The 16,285-nt window shown below is 67.9% G+C and carries 17 protein-coding genes; 9 read left to right on the top strand and 8 right to left on the bottom strand.

Going from position 1 to position 16,285, the window contains the following annotated elements:
• Positions 1-11: 11 nt before the first annotated feature.
• The gene (locus ACFXKN_RS25475) at positions 12-815 is read left to right on the top strand and encodes an acyl-CoA thioesterase (protein WP_378951755.1); all 804 of its coding nucleotides are present in this window, start codon (positions 12-14) and stop codon (positions 813-815) included.
• A 15-nt stretch (positions 816-830) separates the two neighbouring features.
• Positions 831-2,282 (top strand): MFS transporter, encoded by a 1,452-nt coding sequence (locus ACFXKN_RS25470; RefSeq protein ID WP_378951758.1) that lies wholly within the window; start codon positions 831-833, stop codon positions 2,280-2,282.
• A gap of 44 nt (positions 2,283-2,326) precedes the next feature.
• Here ACFXKN_RS25470 and ACFXKN_RS25465 read toward each other — a convergent pair whose 3' ends face one another.
• Complete coding sequence (locus tag ACFXKN_RS25465; RefSeq protein WP_378951760.1) at positions 2,327-2,671, bottom strand: hypothetical protein; 345 nt, start codon at positions 2,669-2,671, stop codon at positions 2,327-2,329.
• A gap of 164 nt (positions 2,672-2,835) precedes the next feature.
• On the opposite strand from ACFXKN_RS25465, the gene ACFXKN_RS25460 reads away from it, so the two are divergent.
• On the top strand, positions 2,836-5,028 hold the full coding sequence (locus tag ACFXKN_RS25460) for a molybdopterin oxidoreductase family protein (RefSeq protein WP_379433986.1): 2,193 nt from the start codon (positions 2,836-2,838) through the stop codon (positions 5,026-5,028).
• 34 nt (positions 5,029-5,062) lie between these two features.
• On the opposite strand, the gene ACFXKN_RS25455 is transcribed toward ACFXKN_RS25460, so the two are convergent.
• Both ACFXKN_RS25455 and ACFXKN_RS25450 read right to left on the bottom strand, forming a co-directional pair.
• Positions 5,063-6,109, bottom strand: a complete 1,047-nt coding sequence (locus tag ACFXKN_RS25455; RefSeq protein ID WP_378951766.1) for a fused (3R)-hydroxyacyl-ACP dehydratase subunits HadA/HadB — start codon at positions 6,107-6,109, stop codon at positions 5,063-5,065.
• A 107-nt stretch (positions 6,110-6,216) separates the two neighbouring features.
• Positions 6,217-6,738 (bottom strand): hypothetical protein, encoded by a 522-nt coding sequence (locus ACFXKN_RS25450; protein WP_378951769.1) that lies wholly within the window; start codon positions 6,736-6,738, stop codon positions 6,217-6,219.
• 126 nt (positions 6,739-6,864) lie between these two features.
• Between ACFXKN_RS25450 and ACFXKN_RS25445 the strand changes: the two genes are divergently transcribed.
• Both ACFXKN_RS25445 and katG read left to right on the top strand, forming a co-directional pair.
• Positions 6,865-7,299, top strand: coding sequence for a Fur family transcriptional regulator (locus ACFXKN_RS25445; protein WP_378951772.1), 435 nt, complete (start codon positions 6,865-6,867; stop codon positions 7,297-7,299).
• An 11-nt stretch (positions 7,300-7,310) separates the two neighbouring features.
• A complete protein-coding gene (gene katG, locus ACFXKN_RS25440; protein ID WP_378951776.1) occupies positions 7,311-9,539 on the top strand; it encodes a catalase/peroxidase HPI in 2,229 nt (742 codons plus the stop codon).
• A gap of 45 nt (positions 9,540-9,584) precedes the next feature.
• Here the strand turns inward: katG and ACFXKN_RS25435 are convergent, their stop codons facing one another.
• Complete coding sequence (locus ACFXKN_RS25435; RefSeq protein ID WP_378951779.1) at positions 9,585-10,040, bottom strand: SRPBCC family protein; 456 nt, start codon at positions 10,038-10,040, stop codon at positions 9,585-9,587.
• Between the two features lie 324 nt (positions 10,041-10,364).
• Between ACFXKN_RS25435 and ACFXKN_RS25430 the strand changes: the two genes are divergently transcribed.
• The 3 genes from ACFXKN_RS25430 to ACFXKN_RS25420 all read left to right on the top strand — a co-directional run bounded on the left by ACFXKN_RS25430 (position 10,365) and on the right by ACFXKN_RS25420 (position 13,347).
• The gene (locus ACFXKN_RS25430) at positions 10,365-11,081 is read left to right on the top strand and encodes a metal-dependent hydrolase (protein ID WP_378951782.1); all 717 of its coding nucleotides are present in this window, start codon (positions 10,365-10,367) and stop codon (positions 11,079-11,081) included.
• A 212-nt stretch (positions 11,082-11,293) separates the two neighbouring features.
• Positions 11,294-12,550 (top strand): esterase/lipase family protein, encoded by a 1,257-nt coding sequence (locus ACFXKN_RS25425; protein WP_378951785.1) that lies wholly within the window; start codon positions 11,294-11,296, stop codon positions 12,548-12,550.
• A complete protein-coding gene (locus ACFXKN_RS25420; RefSeq protein WP_378951788.1) occupies positions 12,547-13,347 on the top strand; it encodes a HugZ family protein in 801 nt (266 codons plus the stop codon). The genes ACFXKN_RS25425 and ACFXKN_RS25420 overlap by 4 nt, the downstream gene beginning before the upstream one ends.
• Here the strand turns inward: ACFXKN_RS25420 and ACFXKN_RS25415 are convergent, their stop codons facing one another.
• The 3 genes from ACFXKN_RS25415 to ACFXKN_RS25405 form a co-directional block, all read right to left on the bottom strand.
• Positions 13,348-13,749, bottom strand: a complete 402-nt coding sequence (locus ACFXKN_RS25415) for a VOC family protein (protein ID WP_378951791.1) — start codon at positions 13,747-13,749, stop codon at positions 13,348-13,350. It lies immediately after the preceding gene.
• Complete coding sequence (locus ACFXKN_RS25410; protein WP_378951794.1) at positions 13,740-14,090, bottom strand: hypothetical protein; 351 nt, start codon at positions 14,088-14,090, stop codon at positions 13,740-13,742. The genes ACFXKN_RS25415 and ACFXKN_RS25410 overlap by 10 nt, the downstream gene beginning before the upstream one ends.
• An 80-nt stretch (positions 14,091-14,170) precedes the next feature.
• Positions 14,171-14,755, bottom strand: coding sequence for an HdeD family acid-resistance protein (locus ACFXKN_RS25405; RefSeq protein WP_378951797.1), 585 nt, complete (start codon positions 14,753-14,755; stop codon positions 14,171-14,173).
• Between the two features lie 161 nt (positions 14,756-14,916).
• On the opposite strand from ACFXKN_RS25405, the gene ACFXKN_RS25400 reads away from it, so the two are divergent.
• Positions 14,917-15,891 carry a glycosyltransferase family 9 protein gene (locus tag ACFXKN_RS25400; protein ID WP_378952045.1) on the top strand — a complete coding sequence of 325 codons (975 nt, stop codon included), beginning with the start codon at positions 14,917-14,919 and terminating at the stop codon, positions 15,889-15,891.
• Here the strand turns inward: ACFXKN_RS25400 and ACFXKN_RS25395 are convergent.
• On the bottom strand, positions 15,873-16,211 hold the full coding sequence (locus tag ACFXKN_RS25395) for an ArsR/SmtB family transcription factor (protein WP_378951800.1): 339 nt from the start codon (positions 16,209-16,211) through the stop codon (positions 15,873-15,875). The genes ACFXKN_RS25400 and ACFXKN_RS25395 overlap by 19 nt on opposite strands.
• Positions 16,212-16,285 lie beyond the last annotated feature (74 nt).

Raw genomic sequence — 16,285 nt, 5'->3', positions numbered from 1 at the left:
TCGTGAGTTGCATGATGAAACTCACTGGGCGTCTCGGCGCACAATTCGCCCTCACTGCCGGGGAATCCGGGCCGTGGCATGCCGTTGTCGACGATTCGTGGCGTGGCTGGACCGGCCCACACGGTGGCGCGCTCGCCGGGCTCCTGATCGAGGTCGCCCAGCGGGCGAGCTCGCGCGAGTTCCCCGTGCGCGCCGCCGAGGTCAGATTCCTCGGCCGACCCGCGACCGGTGCGTTCACCCTGCGCGCCACCGAACACACCGTCGGGCGCAGCACGACGATCCTGGACGTGATCGCCGAACAGGACGGTGCGCCCGTCGCCGCGGCCACCGTCACCCTGGGCGCGCCCGGCGCGACAACGATCCCCGCCCACAGTGCCAGGCCCGCGCCCATCGTCGCGGCTCCACAGGACTGCGCACTGTTCCAGCTGCCCCCGGAAATCGTCCCCGTCGGCACGCATTTCGTCATTCGACCCGCTGCGGGCCCTTTGCCCCTCAGCGGCGCGGACGAGGCGATGATGTGTGCCTGGATCGCGCTCGACCCCGCGCTGCCCATCGACGCGCCGAGTCTGGCCGTGCTCGCCGACGCCCTCCCACCCGGACTGTTCCCGCTGCTCACCGCGCCGGTCGCCGTCCCGACCGTCACCCTGTCGCTGCAACTGCACGCCGACCTCACCGACCTCGGCAACGCACCTGTGCTGGTCCGCGCCGCGAACGTCAGTTCCGGTGACGGCTGGTCGGTCGATGACACCGATCTCTGGGACGACGCGGGCATTCTGCTCGCCACCGCCCGGCAAACCCGCCGCGTCCTCGGCTGAACGGGAGCTTGTCCCATGAAATCCGTTGCCCCGTCACGCGAGACGAATCCGCGGTTGGTACTGGCCATCGTCTCCATCGGCGTGCTGTTGTCGAGCCTTGACCTGTTCATCGTCAATGTCGCCATGCCCGCCATGGCAGGCGACTTCGGCGCCGGACTGACCGAGCTGTCCTGGGTGCTCAACCTCTACGCCATCGTCTTCGCCGCCCTACTCGTGCCGGCCGGTCGGCTCGGCGACCGCAGCGGTAACCGCGGCACCTTCCTCACCGGTCTGGCAATCTTCGTGATCGGGTCGGCGCTGTGCTCAGCGGCCTGGAACGTGGAGTCGCTCATCGCCTTCCGTGTTGTCCAGGCCGTGGGATGCGCGCTCCTCACGCCGTCCTCGCTCGCGCTGGTGCTCGCCGCGACACCGCCGGAGCGACGCGCGAGCGCGGTCCGCCTGTGGGTGGCGTTCGGCGGTCTCGGTGCGGCACTGGGTCCGGTGCTCGGCGGGTTGCTGGTCGAAATCGACTGGCGCTGGGTATTTCTCGTGAATGTGCCGATCGGGTCGGCCGCGCTCGCGATCGGCGTGCGCAAGCTGCCGTGCCCGCCCGCCGCGGGTGGTCCACTGCCCGATCTGCTGGGTGCGGGCGCGCTGATCGGCGCGGTCGGGTCGTTGATCCTGGCCGTCGTCCAAGGTCCGGAGTGGGGCTGGACCGCCACCGGGGTTCTCGCCGCGTTCGGTGTCGCGGTCGTTCTCGGCGCGGTCTTCGCGGTGAGCTCGGCTCGCCACCACAGCCCGATCATCGACCCCGCCCTGCTTCGGGTCCCGAATTTCGTTCTCGCGGGGGCGAATTCGCTGGTATTCCAGATCGCGTTCGCGGGCATGCTGCTCTCGGTCACGCTCTGGGCGCAGAACGTGTGGGGGTGGTCGGCCTTGCAGACCGGGCTGGCGATCGCGCCCGGCCCACTGGTCGTGCCGTTCGTCGCCATCGCCGCGGGCAAGCTCATCGCCCGAATCGGCGCGGGCCCGGTGATCGCGGCGGGCGGGCTCGCCTTCGGCGCTGGACTCCTGTGGTGGGCACGCGCGGCCGAACTGGCACCGGATTATGTGGGCGGGCTACTCGGCGGGATGCTGCTGACCGGTCTCGGCGTGGGACTGACCTTGCCGACCGCGTTCGCCGTCGGCGCGGGAACCCTTCCCCCGCAACGCTTCGCGACAGGATCGGCCGTCCTGAGCATGGCCCGCCAACTCGGTCTCGCCATCGGCGTCGCGGTCCTGGTAGCCATGCTCGGCACCCCTGACACCCCGGCCGCCACGCTCGACGCCTTCCAGCACGCCTGGTACGTGACCGCCGGCGTCGCGGTCCTCGCCGGACTCATCGGCTTCGCCGTGCGGTCCGGATCGCAGACCGCGCCACCGGCCGAATCGCCCAGCGTCACTCCTCCGGCGACCGAGAACACCGGGGGTGCGGCGGTTTCCGCCTGACCCGAGCGGTCGGCGACCACGATGTCGCCGGCCGCGTCCCTCGGTCAGCCCCACGACGCTTGGTCTGGCACCGAGGAATCGAAGATGACGTAGAAGAAGTGACCGGGGGCGAGTTCGTTCATGTCGTGCCAGCGCCCCCACGGATCTCGCTGGTAGTAGTTCTCCATGCCGGTGCCGTCGTCGAAGCAGACGATGTTCGACGTACCGAACGGGCTCCAGTACACATCGGTGCCGGGGCGCGGCAGCTCGAGCGGGGTGCGGAACAGGTGACTGCACGGCGTGATGACCGGGTCGTAATAGGTGGGTTGGGCGGTGGCGGTGGCCGGCCCGGCGATCGCGGCGACCGTGACCGCGGCAGCCGCGAGGCCGAGAAGAACTGTAGAACGCATCGAATCTGCTCCTAGCCTGAGCGGAATGAAGGCCCTTCGTATCGCAAACGATGTTACGCCCGATCGTCAGGCGGCCCGGAAATCCGCCCGTAGACGGATCTGCCGGGCCCTCCGGTCGCGCTACCGTGGCGTGAGCGGGTTCAGCGGGGAGTGGGGGAAAAGCTGTGGACAGCACGACAACTGCACGGCAATGCACACTGTGCGAGGCACACTGTGGAATTCTGGTCACGGTCGAGGATTCGCGGGTAACCCGCATCGCAGGAAATCCCGACGACGTGCTGTCCAAGGGCTATATCTGCCCGAAGGCGACAGCCATGGGCGGTCTGCACCACGATCCGGACCGGCTGCGGACACCGATGCGCCGCGTCGGCGACACCTTCCAACCGGTCGGCTGGGACGAGGCATTTCGCGAGATCGGGCAGCGTTTGCGCGCGGTGCGGTCGGCGCACGGTCCCAGCGCCATCGGGATGTACATCGGTAACCCGGCCGCGCACAGTTCCTCGGTGATGTACGGAGCGCTGCTTCGGGCCGTCCTGCTGACCCGCAATTTCTTCTCCGCGTCCTCGATCGACCAGTTTCCCCAGGAATTCGTCGCGTGGCGGATGTTCGGTTCGAATGTTCTCATGCCGATCACCGATATCGACCGCACCGACCGGCTGGTGGTGCTCGGCGCCAATCCCGCGGTATCCAACGGATCGATCACCACCATGCCCGGCGCGAAATCGCGCATCAGGGCAGTCCGCGCCCGGGGCGGCACCGTCGTCGTGATCGACCCGCGTCGCACCGAAACCGCCCGGCTGGCAGACGAACACGTGGCGGTTCGTCCCGGCGGCGATGAATATCTGCTGCTCGCGATGCTGCATGTGCTGATCACCGAGGAACTGTGCGACGAACGGGCGGTGCGCGCGCTCTGCACCGGCTGGGACGAGCTCGCCGAACTGGTCGCCGATACCACCGCGGAGCGAATGGCGCCGCTGGCAGGCGTCGATGCCGAGACCATCACACGGCTGGCCCGTGACCACGTGGCGGCGCCGTCGGCGGTGTTGTACGCGCGGATCGGGGTGTGCCAGCAGGTAACAGGCACGCTCACCCACTGGCTGGTCAACACGATCAACGCGGTGACCGGAAATCTCGATCGCGCGGGCGGTCAGATGTTCGCGACACCCGTCGTCGATGCCGCCCGGTACGCGAAGTACCTGCCGATGGGACACGGCGCGTGGACCGACCGATCCGGCGCGCACAAGTCGTTCCGCAGCGAACTGCCCGTCGCGGTGCTCGCCGAGGAGATCCGCACCGCCGGACCGGGCCAGATCAAGGCGATGATCACCTACGCGGGCAATCCGGTGCTCTCGACACCGCAGGCGGACAAGCTCGATGCCGCGCTGGAATCACTGGATTGCTACGTGGCCGTCGACATGTACGTCACCGAGACGACCCGGCACGCCGATTTCATCCTGCCACCGGTCTCGGCGCTGGAGCGCGAGGAACTGAGCCTGCTGTTCCCGATGTTCAGCGTTCGCAACAACGCCCGCTACGACGCCAAGGTATTCGATCCACCGGCCGATGGGCTGGAGGACTGGCAGATCCTGGCACGACTGGTGACCGAAGTGGTGCCGCTGCCGGTCCGACGGTTCACCGGACGCGCGCTCAATGCCGTGTTCGAACAGTTCAGCCCCCTGCGGTTGACCGCGGCAGCCGTCGCGGCGGGCCCCTACGGCGTCCTGCGACGCGGACGAAACGGGCTGACACTCAGCAAGATTCGTGATGCGGCGGGCGGTGTCGACCTCGGGCCCTTGCAGCCGCGGCTGCCCGAACTGATCGGCACCAGCGACCGCAGGACACACTTGACACCCCCGGATTTCCTGGCGGCGATGCGCACGGTTCTCGACGACACGACCGCGGCCGAGCCCGGCTACGACCTGCAGCTCATCGGACGACGTCACCTGCGCAGCAACAACTCCTGGCTACACAACATCCCGTCGCTGGTGAAGGGCCGCGACCGCTGCACCGTGCTCGTCCACCCCGATGACGCCGCCGCCCGAGGCCTCGCCGACGGCGATCCGGCGACGATCGAATCCCCGGTCGGCTCGATCGTGGTTCCGGTGGAGATCAGCGGCGATATTCGCGCCGGAGTGGTCGCGATCCCGCACGGATGGGGACATCGCGAACCCGGGGTCGGCTGGAATGTCGCGGCGGCGCTGCCGGGCGCCAATGTCAACCTGTTGCACGACCCGGCCCGCACCGATTCGCTTTCGGGCGCGTCGGCGGTCAACAGCACGTGGGTGCGGGTGAGCCCGGTCGAGGCCGAAACCCCGCACGCCACAACGCCATCCGAGGTCGCCGCCGCGCCGCGGTGAACCCGATCACTAGTTCGGGTCCACCGCGCCGGGTTCAGCGGAAGCGCAGGTTCGCGGTGGCGAGGCCGAAGATCTTGCGGCCGCCGGACTTGGCCGTGATCGCGATCACAGCCGAGCGGGTCTCGGGATCGAGGGACTTCACGCGGCCGGTGAACTCGACCTCGCCGCCCTCCCGGCTGACGATCGTGGGGCTCGACAGGCGCACGCCGTAGCGGGTGACGGCGCCGGGGTCGCCGGACCAGGTGGACACGAAGCCCGCGCCAAGGCCCATCGTGAGCATGCCATGGGCGATGATGTCGGGCAGACCGGCCAGCTCGGCGATCTTCTCGTCCCAGTGGATGGGGTTGTTGTCGCCGGACACACCGGCGTAGTTGACGAGGTCGCCACGCGAGACGCGGGCATCGCGCAGCGGCAGTTCGGCGCCGACGGTGAGCTCGTCGAAGGACAGCGCGGTGTTCGGGACACGGGCGGCGCCCTCGACAGACAGCGGCACCTCGCCCTCGGGACGCAGGGTCGTCTCCACGGCCGCGCTCTTCTCGGCGCTGAAGATGCTGACCCCGTGGAGCATGATGTTCTCCACCGCGGCGGTGATCTCGGGCGAGACGCCGTCGTCGCCGGTGATGCCGACGACCGTGGTGTGCATGATGTGCACGGTCTCGCCGAGTTCGTCGACGAAGGTGTTGGTGACGGTGATCAGGTCCTTGCCCGCGATCGTGCGCACCGAGGACAGTTCGACGTCGACCACGAGGCGGTCACCGGCCACGATCGGCTTGTGCTGTTCGAAGACCTGCTCGGTCTGCACGAACATGTCGTAGCCGACGACCACCGATTCGAACAGCAGCTTGTTGGCCGCCATCGCCGGAATCGAGACGAACGTCAGAGGCGCGACCAGGCCCGAGTAGCCGAGCGCGGCAGCCGCCTCGTCCTCCCAGTGGGCAGGGTGGAAGTCCTGCACGGCGCGCGCGTACTCGCGGATCTTCTCGCGGCCGACCTCGTAGACGCCCTCGACTCGGTAGTAGTGCCCTACCTTCGACGCGGTGTCAGGGCCATCGACGAGCGGGGCGTCGACTACGGAAGTCACTATGAATCACCTTCGTTCGGGGAACGGACACCCGGCAGGCTAGTCGACGCGCAGGCGGACCGGGCATTCCTTGGCACAGTTCACAGATCTGTGGCCTTTCGCGGCGGTCAGAAGGAGGGTACGTCGCTGGTGCTGGCGTTGCCACCGATCGAGGGCTGCAGCGTGATCTCCCAGTCGGAGTCACCGTCGAACGGGTCGTCGAACTTCTGGAATTCGCGCTCGCGGGTGAAGGCCAGCGCCGCCTCGTCCCAGTCCTTGCCGGTCTTCAGATAGACGTAGTAGGTGCCGTCGATACCGTTGAGCGTGGCGTTGGAATTGCCCTGCACGTAGATCGTGGCCTGTGGCCTCTTGGGATCACCGTTGGTCACCACCACCGCGAAGTCGTCGCTGTTGCCGTTGACGATGTCGAGCTTGCCCGCGCCGACCAGCCCGTCCTGCTGGACCACCGCACCATTCGCACCGCGCCGATTCAGCACCGGCGGCGCGGGGGTGGTGGTGCGCACCGTCGTGGTCGCCTTCGCGGAACCGCTCGTCGGCGCCGCGTCGACGGACTCCCCCGAACTCCCACACCCTGCTACCAGAACGGCCACCGCGATCGCGGACGCGGCATACCATTGGCGATTCGACATCGTTCCCACCCCGGACTCATTGACCGGTCTCCCCGACCGGTCTTCTCGCCCAGTATCGCGCGAAACGCGCAAAATGTCAGCCCGGAAACCTTGCCTCACAATCTGGAATGAGTCATAATCTGGAATGTGTCCACAATATCGGACTTCGAACAGATGCTGCGCGCAGCCTCACTGCGCGTCACCGCGCCACGCCTGGCGGTGCTCACCGCAGTGCACCAGCATCCGCATGCCGACACGGACACCATTCTGAGCCGAGTCAGAGCCACCCTCGGGGCCGTCAGCCAGCAGGCCGTCTACGACGTCCTGCGGGCACTCACCACCGCCGGACTGCTCCGGCGGATCCAGCCGATGGGCACCGTCGCGCGCTATGAGACGCGCGTCGGTGACAACCATCATCACCTGGTGTGCCGGTCCTGTGGGGTGATCGTCGATGTCGAGTGCGCTGTCGGCGACGCGCCCTGTCTGACTCCCTTCGACGACCGCGGTTTCGTCGTCGACGAAGCCGAGGTCATCTACTGGGGCCGGTGCCCCGACTGCACGACATCACCATCACTCTCCTGAAAGGATTCACCGTGCCCGAGGAACACCCACCTATCGCGGAAGCCCAAACGGAACCCGGTGACAGTGGTTGCCCCGTCATGCATCGTCCGTTCGCGTCCACCGACGCGCGTGGTGCCAACAGTGACTGGTGGCCGAACCAGCTCAATCTCACACTGCTGCAGAAGAATCCGCCCGCGGTGAACCCGATGGGCGAAGACTTCGACTACGCGGCCGAATTCGCCACCCTCGACCTGGCCGCGGTGAAGGCCGATATCGAGCAGGTCATGACGACCTCGCAGTCCTGGTGGCCCGCCGACTTCGGCCACTACGGCCCGTTGTTCATCCGGATGGCCTGGCACTCCGCGGGTACCTACCGGGTCGGTGACGGCCGCGGCGGCGCGGGCGCGGGCCTGCAGCGTTTCGCCCCGCTCAACAGCTGGCCCGACAACGCCAGCCTGGACAAGGCGCGCCGCCTGCTGTGGCCGGTGAAGAAGAAGTACGGCCGCAAGCTGTCGTGGGCCGACCTCATCGTCTACACCGGCAATGTCGCGCTCGAGTCGATGGGCTTGCCGACCTTCGGATTCGGTGGCGGTCGCGTGGACGCGTGGGAGCCCGAAGAAGATGTGTTCTGGGGTCCGGAGCGCACCTGGCTCGGCGACGAACGCTACACCGGTGAACGCAACCTCGACCGTCCGCTCGCCGCGGTCCAGATGGGCCTGATCTACGTCAATCCCGAAGGCCCCAACGGCAATCCGGATCCCATCGCCGCCGCCATCGACATCCGCGAGACCTTCGCCCGGATGGCGATGAACGACGAGGAGACCGCCGCGTTGATCGCCGGCGGGCACACCTTCGGCAAGACCCACGGTGCGGGCGACGCCGATCTGGTCGGTGCCGAACCGGAAGCCGCGCCGCTGGAACAGCAAGGGCTGGGCTGGAAGAGCAGCTTCGGCACCGGCGTCGGCGAGGACGCCATCACCAGTGGCCTGGAAGGCATCTGGAACAGCACGCCGATCACCTGGGACAACAACTTCCTCGAGACCCTGTACGGGTACGAGTGGGAGAAGACGTTGAGCCCGGCGGGCGCGCACCAGTGGATCCCGAAGGACGGCGCGGGCGCCGACACCGTGCCCGACCCGTTCATCCCGGGCCGCAAGCGCGCACCGGTCATGCTGACCACCGACCTGTCGCTGCGGCTCGACCCCATCTACGGGCCGATCACCCGCCGCTGGCTGGACAACCCGGCGGAGTTCGCCGACGCGTTCGCCCGCGCCTGGTACAAGCTCACCCACCGCGATATGGGCCCGATCGCGCGCTACCTCGGCCCGCTGGTCCCGTCCGAGGAGCTGCTGTGGCAGGACCCGGTTCCCGCCCAGAACGGCCCGCTCATCGGCGACACCGAGATCGCTACCCTCAAGGGCCAGATCCAGTCCGCGGGACTGTCCATCGCCCAGCTGGTCACGACGGCGTGGGCAGCGGCCTCGTCGTTCCGTGGCAGCGACAAGCGCGGCGGTGCCAACGGTGGCCGGATCCGGCTGCAGCCGCAGGCGGGCTGGGCGGTCAACCAGCCCGATGAGCTCGCCCAGGTGGTGCGCGTCTACGAAGGCATCCAGGACACGTTCAACGCCACCGGCGGTGCGCAGGTGTCCTTCGCCGATCTGGTCGTCCTCGGCGGTGCGGTCGGTGTCGAACAGGCCGCTCAGGCCGCCGGTTTCCCGGTGACGGTGCCGTTCACGCCAGGCCGCACCGATGCGACCCAGGCCCAGACCGACGTCGAGTCGTTCGACGCGCTCGAGACCCAGGCCGACGGGTTCCGCAACTACGTGTCCAAGGACGCGCAGATCCCCGCGGAGTTCCTGCTCATCGACAAGGCGAACCTGCTCACGCTCAGCGCGCCGGAGATGACCGTGTTGATCGGTGGTCTGCGCGTGCTCGGCGCGAACTACCAGTCCTCGCCGCTCGGCGTCTTCACTCAGACCCCGGGTGCGTTGACGAACGACTTCTTCGTCAACCTTCTCGACATGGGTACCGAGTGGGCACCGTCGACCACCGACGACAACGTCTACGAAGGCCGCGACCGCGCCTCCAACGCGGTCACCTGGACCGGTAGCCGGGTCGACCTGGTCTTCGGCTCCAACTCGCAGCTGCGAGCCGTGGCCGAGGCCTACGCGACCGACGACGCGAAGGAGAAGTTCGTCCACGACTTCGTCGCCGCGTGGACCAAGGTGAGCAACCTGGACCGGTTCGACGTCACAGCCTGATCCGAACAGCGAAACACCCTGCGGCGCAGGGTGTTTCGCTGTTGGTCAGGACTCGGCTAGCTCGGCCAGCCGGTCCACCGACGCCTGCAGCTTGTCGGCTGTGGTGGCCTTGGCCCGTACCTGACGCAGCTCGTCGTGCAGTGCGGTCCAGTCGTAGGTGTGGGTCACCCGGGTGTGGGTCTCGTCGATCGGCTCGAGTTCCCAGCGCCACAGGTGTCCGGGCGGGGTCTTGTCGCGCTCGGACGGATTCCACGCGATGCGGCGGCCCTCCTCGAACTCGACGATGTGGTTGTCGCGGTCGGCACCGTTGGTGAGCGTGGTGGTGAACACGTCACCGACCGCGCGGACCCGCTGGCCCGCGCTCGCCTGCGCGAGGTTGTCGTTGCCGTCCCAGCGCGGCTGCTGCTCGGGATCGGCGATCAGGTCGAAGATCGCGGCGGGGCTCGCCGCGATCTCTCTGGAGGCGTGGACGATGCGTGGCACGTCGATGGTTTCGGTCACCCGGCCGATAGAACCAGCAGCTCACCCACCCCGGCAACCATTCCGCTCGAGCGCGCGACTAATCGACGCAGACGCGCGGCGTTCCTCAGCTGCGCATGGCCGGCGCGCATGCGGAGGCACGCCTAACTCGTTCGGTACACCGCGAAGACGGGAATCTCGCGACTGGTGTTGTCGCGGTACTCGGCGATCACCTGGTCGTTGAAAGCGTTCATCATGGTCCTCTCGTCAGGTTGCTCCCCTGCCCCAACGATGTAGGTGCGCCCCGCATTCCAGCGCTGTCCACGGCATATGCGCCGAAGTCGTGACGTACTCTAACGTTGCGGGGTGCTAGGACATTCACATGCGACGAGCGGGGCGCTGGCCTGGGCCGGTACTGCCGCCGCGCTACCGCTCACAGTCGCCGCTTTCCCGCTGTTCGACAGCGACACAACGAAATTCGGCATCGCCGAACTCATCATGGGCACGCTGCTCACCGCGGGTGCCGCGCTGCTGCCGGACGCGGATCATCCCAACGGCACCATCTCGCACGTGCTCGGCCCGGTGTCACATCACCTGTGCCGGTTGATCTCCTGGGTGTCGGGCGGACATCGCCACGGCACGCATTCGCTGCTGTTCGTCGTTGCCGCGGTCGCGGCGACCTGGGCGGGCGAGCACTATCTCGGTAGGCCGTTCACGCTGGGCCTGGTGTTCTTCCTCCTCGCGCTGGCGGTGCGTTCGCTGCACCTGTGCCCGCCGGGCAAGAGCGTTCGGACCTACGGGACGGTGATCGTGCTGGCGACGGCGGGGACCTTCGCTGTCGACCACTGGATCGTCGACCGGCCGGTGTGGCTCCCGATCTGCGTGGGTCTCGGATGTCTGGCACACCTGCTCGGTGACTGCCTGACGGATCGGGGCTGCCGATTGCTGTGGCCGTTTCCGTTGCGCACCCGGGTGCCGCTGATCGAGCGGACCGGGAATCGGGTCGAGACCTGGGTCATCTCTCCCCTGTTCGTGCTCGGCACGATGGGCGCGCTCTGGTACGCGATCATGCACCGGCCGTGATCGCCGGGACGGCGGGGCTCCCCGCCGTCCCGAGCCGGCCGGCGCAGCCGGTCCTTCCAGTCATACTGCTGTTGCCACATAAGTTGATGCGCATATCGAAGTATCACGATGTTCATTGTGACCTGCCCCAGCCCCGAATGCCGGGCATCGTCGCAGGTCTCGAAGCTGCCCCGAACCCAACGCCTTTCAGTGCACAGTTGTACTCTCGGCCTGTGACGGAGCAGCTCCCCCAATCCCAGGCCGAAGTACAGGCGCTCACACGCCTCGCCGGTGACGAGTTCGTCGGCGCGGTCGACGGGATCGCGGCCATCCACCGCGCCATCTCCGATCGGGTGTTCGCGGCGGTGCGGTTAGGCGTGGGGCCCGCGGCGGCTCCGGTGAAGATCGTGCACGACGCCATCACCGATGGCGTGTACGCGGCCGTCAGCGGCACCGGCTTCGTGGTCGGCGAGGTCGCGAGCGCGATCCAGCTGCCCGGCCTCACCGCACCGTCGCGCACCGTGTGGGGTGCCGGCGTGCTGGCCGCGATCCAAGGGCTGATCGGTGACACATTGGCGGACGAGAAGCCGATCCTCGCCTCCCCCATGACCTTTCGTGTCGACGGTGTCCCGGTTCCGCCCGAACAGTTCGCCGCCCATGTCCCGGTGCCGACGACGCGGCTCGTCGTGCTCCTGCACGGACTCGTGGAGACCGAACACGCCTGGCGCCTCGGTAACCGCCCCACCTACGGCGAGCGCCTGGAAGACGACCTCGGTTACACCCCGGTCTTCGTTCGCTTCAATTCCGGCCTGCACATCTCCGAGAACGCCGCCCAGCTCAGCGCTCTGCTGTCACGCCTGGTCGACAGCTGGCCGATGCCGGTGCACGAGATCTGCCTGATCGGGCACTCGATGGGCGGACTGGTCATGCGCAGCGCCTGCCATCAAGCCGAGGAGTCGGGCCAGAAGTGGGTGCGATCGGTGCGACAGGTGGTGTGCCTCGGTTCACCGCACCACGGTGCGCCACTCGAACAGTTCGTGCACTACACGTCGGCCGCACTCGATCTCCTGCCCGAGACCCGGCCGCTGAGCACACTGTTGCGTAGGCGCAGCGCGGGCATCCGGGACCTGCGGCAGGGTTCGCTGGTCGACGAGGACTGGCGCGACCTCCACGTGGACACCCTGCGCGCGCGAGCGGTCAAGGAAGTGCCGCTGCTCCCCGGCGCCGAGCACTACTTCGTCACCACGACCATCACTCACAGCCCGAAGCATCCGCTCGGCGTGATCATCGGCGACGGCATGGTTCTCAGCGGAAGCGGGTCGGGGCGCGGCCGGACCAGGCGCCTCGATTTCGACGCGGTCAACGGCCTGCACATCCCCGCGGCGAACCACTTCAGCCTGCTCAATCACGATGCTGTCTACGAGGCACTGCGCAGTTGGTTGACGAGCATGCCCCGCCGCCCGCGTCAGGTGGATACGCTGTGGCCATGACTCTCGACCACGGCGACCCGGGCGACGCACCTGCCATTCCGCTGCCGACCGCTCCCCTGGCCAACGAGGCCCGCCCCTCGCCGGCCGAAGAAGCCAGAACGATCGCGGCGGGCACCAATACCGGCACCCTGGCGAGCCTCACCGCCGACGGCGCACCATGGGCGTCGTTCATCACCTACGGATTGCTCGACGGCGCTCCGGTGCTGAGCGTGTCACGTCTGGCCGAACACGGCCGCAACCTGGCCGCCGATCCCCGCGCCAGCATCGCGATCGTCACGCCCGACATCCCGGCCGACCCGCTGGCAGGCACCCGGATCACCCTCGCGGGTTTCGTGGAACGGCCCACCGGCGCCGAAGCCGAAGCGGCCCGTGCGGCCCACCTGACGGCGATCCCGGCGGCCAAGTACTACATCGACTACAGCGACTTCACGCTCTGGGTGCTGCGGATCGAACGGGTGCGCTGGGTCGGCGGGTACGGGCGGATGGATTCGGCCTCGGCCGCCGATTACCTTGCCGCACAGCCGGATCCGATCGTTGCGCACGCCGGGCCCGGCATCGCGCACCTCAACGCCGACCATGCCGAAGCCTTGCTGGCGATGGCCCAGCAGCTCGGCGGCTTTCCCGACGCCATCGCCGCCACCTGCGAGCGCGCCGACCGCTACGGCCTCGACTTGCGCGTGGAATCCCCCCGCGGTGTGGCGCGTACCAGGGTCGGCTACGCCGCGCCGCTGTCGGAGATCAGCGAATTGCGCGCGGCGACGGTCGAATTGGCCCGGCGGGCCCGCGCGACGGACTGATCACGCCTCGTACAGCTCGAGCGGCAGGTCGTCCGGATCGAAGAAGAAGGCCATCTGCTTGCCGGTGTGTTCATCGGTGCGCAGTTCTTCGGTCCGGACGCCGCGTGCCCGCAGCTCGCGCAGGGCAGCGGGCACACTCGTGACCGCCAACGCCAGGTGCCGCAAGCCCGCCGCTTCCGGCCTGCTCGGACGTGCGGGCGGGTCGGGGAACGAGAACAGTTCGACGCGAACCCCGCCGGGTAACTCGATGTCGAGCTTCCACGAATCGCGGTCGGCCCGGTAGTTCTCGGCCAGCACGGCGCCGCCGAGGGTTTCGGTATAGAAACGCTTCGAGCGGACGTAATCGGTGGCGATGATCGCGATGTGGTGGATGCCGAGAAATTGCACGGCGGTCAGGTCCACAGCACGGCGACCAGCACGTTCACGATGGCGAGGCCACCGGCGGCGTCGGTCATCCAGTCGATCTGCTTGCCCCGCTTCGCATCACCCCTGCCCATTTCGGCGAACGCGGCCACCGCCACCGCGACAACCAGCTTCACAGCCAGTTTCGTCGTGTCAGGGTCCTTGTCGAGCGAGTCGATTCCCGAGGCCATCCCGGCCAGGATCACGCCGGTGATCAGCTGCGCGCGAGCACCCCACACCATCAGCTCCGACACCACCGGACGCGACGCGACATAGCCACCGACCACCGCGGCCATGCCGAGCAGATGGCTGACGACCACCAGGTTGTACACGAATTCCATGGTTTCGAAGCCTAGTTCAGACGAAAGCGGCCGGTGCCCGAAGGCACCGGCCGGTTCAGACGAACTTTTCCGTGGGGAGCTCAGCCCACCTGCTGGTCCAGCAGGTGCGCGTCCTTTTTGACGCCGAAGGCGGTGATGATTTCCATGACACCGATGATGATCAGGAAGATGCCGACGACCCAGACCAGGGTGGCCAGCGACGTGATCGGCCACACGATCAGGATGACACCGGCCAGCGCGCTGATGAGGCCGTAGAAGATCTGCCAGCCACGGCCGGGGACGCCCGACTCCGAGATGGCGGCGAACAGGACGGCGACGCCACGGAACAGCCAGCTGATGCCGATGAACAAGCCGAGCAACATAATCGAGGCGAGGTCGTCGCGGAAGCAGAACACACCGATGATCAGCGACAGCACACCACTGATGAAGGACAACACGCGAAAGCTCGTGCTCGGCAGATGGGTGAAGGCGGCGATCAGCTGGAAGATGCCGCTGACAACCATGTAGATGCCGAACAGGATGCCCGCCACGAGCAGTGACGGACCGGGCCACACCAGCACGATGATCCCGAGGACCACCGCGAGGAGGCCGGTGACCAGAATTGTTTGCCAGGTCTTCTTGGCAAGAGCCGTCAACGGGCTCCCCAGCACGGTATTTGTCGTCATAACGTGATGTTATGCCCGGTCGCTCTGGTTATCCGGAAAATAGCTGGCGCTGTGATCGTGTCGCGATCGCGCATGGCCCGCCGCGTGGGCCGGGAAGCGGGCCACCACATCGTTGCCCTCGCGAAAGTTTGGTCCGCGACAGTCCCGGGTAGATGAAGAATGTGTCGGTTGTACTCGTGCTGCAAGCTCGGGGCCTCGGTGAGCTTCTCTCCGCGGTCCCGGCTCTGCGTGCCCTGCGCCGGGCCGAACCACAGAGCCGGATCGTCCTGGCGGCGCCACATCGACTGGAGCAGATCGTCGACCTGATCTCCTCGGTCGACGAACTCGTCGCCACCGCCGATCCGGCCGCCTTGATCTGGGATGGTCCCGCGCCCGAATTGGCGGTGAACCTGCACGGTCCCGACGGCGCCAGCGCGCGAGCACTGGCCGATACCGGGGCCGCGCGGATCATCGGTCACCGCACACCCGCCCTGCCCAAGCTCGCCGGTCCGCGCTGGGATCCCGAAGCGCATGTGGTCGACCGGTGGTGCCGACTGCTCGAGGGCGAGGGCATCGACGCGGATCGACGCAACCTCGGGCTGGTGCCACCGGTGGCCTCCATCAGCCGTCGCGATTGCATCGTCGTCCACATCGGCGCGGGTGCGCCCGCGCGGCGGTGGCCGCCGGAGCGGTTCGCCGCGGTGGTGCGGCACCTGCTGGTGCTCGGCCGCGACGTGGTGCTCACGGGCGACCCGTTCGAGCACGACATCGCTCGACAGGTGGCCGCGCAGGCGGGCTTGCCCGACGACCGGGTCCTCGCGGGTCGGCAGAACCTCACCGATCTCGCGGCGACGGTGGCCGAGGCCGCCCTCGTGATCAGCGGCGATACCGGTGTCGCACATCTGGCGACGGCGTTCGGCACCCGCACGGTCCTGCTGTTCGGTCCGACGCCGCCGCGCCGGGGCGGCCCGCCCGCACACCTGCTCGGCAGGCATGCCGTGCTGTGGGCCGGACAGGTCGGCGATCCGGACGGCTTGTCGCCCGACCCCGGCTTGCTGCGGATCGGGGTGCCCGAGGTGATCTCAGCGGTCGATATGCAACTGGCCAAGCAGGCATGGGCCGAATCCGGCAGGTCGCGCTACCGCCGCGTGGGCTGAGCCGGGTCGGCATCGGCCGCGTCCCGTAGCGCGGCGGCATGGGCCGCCAGCGCGCTGGGCCAGTACTTGTCGAGATAGTCACGGGCGTCGTTGAGGCCGCGGGGGTCAAGCGAGTAGAGGTGCCGGTTGCCGTCGCGGCGCATGCGGACGAGGTGGGCCTCACGCAGGACACGCAGGTGCTGAGACGCGGCTGAGCTGGTGATTCCGGTGGCGGCGGCGAGGTCGGCCACCGAGCGGGGACCCTGCGGCAACGATTCGAAGATCGCGCGCCGGGTGGGATCGGATAACGCCGTGATGGCACGGACTCCGTTAGCGGCCACTGAATCAGTGTCCCCGGGATGCGGAGTTTCGGCAACGATCTTGAGCAGGGGAATTTCACCCGGTGAGTCCAAGG

Source organism: Nocardia sp. NPDC059195 (genome assembly GCF_042754695.1).
GTDB lineage: Bacteria > Actinomycetota > Actinomycetes > Mycobacteriales > Mycobacteriaceae > Nocardia.
Note: the sequence above shows the minus strand (reverse complement) of the source record. Positions and strands in the feature narration are given on the sequence as shown.

Bases quoted from the DNA above. Each gene is read 5' to 3' on its own strand.
- ACFXKN_RS25450 (WP_378951769.1), bottom strand. From the start codon at position 6,738: ATGTCGAATCGCCAATGGTATGCCGCGTCCGCGATCGCGGTGGCCGTT.
- ACFXKN_RS25475 (WP_378951755.1), top strand. From the start codon at position 12: ATGATGAAACTCACTGGGCGTCTCGGCGCACAATTCGCCCTCACTGCC.
- ACFXKN_RS25465 (WP_378951760.1), bottom strand. From the start codon at position 2,671: ATGCGTTCTACAGTTCTTCTCGGCCTCGCGGCTGCCGCGGTCACGGTC.
- ACFXKN_RS25470 (WP_378951758.1), top strand. From the start codon at position 831: ATGAAATCCGTTGCCCCGTCACGCGAGACGAATCCGCGGTTGGTACTG.
- ACFXKN_RS25420 (WP_378951788.1), top strand. From the start codon at position 12,547: ATGACTCTCGACCACGGCGACCCGGGCGACGCACCTGCCATTCCGCTG.
- ACFXKN_RS25405 (WP_378951797.1), bottom strand. From the start codon at position 14,755: ATGACGACAAATACCGTGCTGGGGAGCCCGTTGACGGCTCTTGCCAAG.
- ACFXKN_RS25410 (WP_378951794.1), bottom strand. From the start codon at position 14,090: ATGGAATTCGTGTACAACCTGGTGGTCGTCAGCCATCTGCTCGGCATG.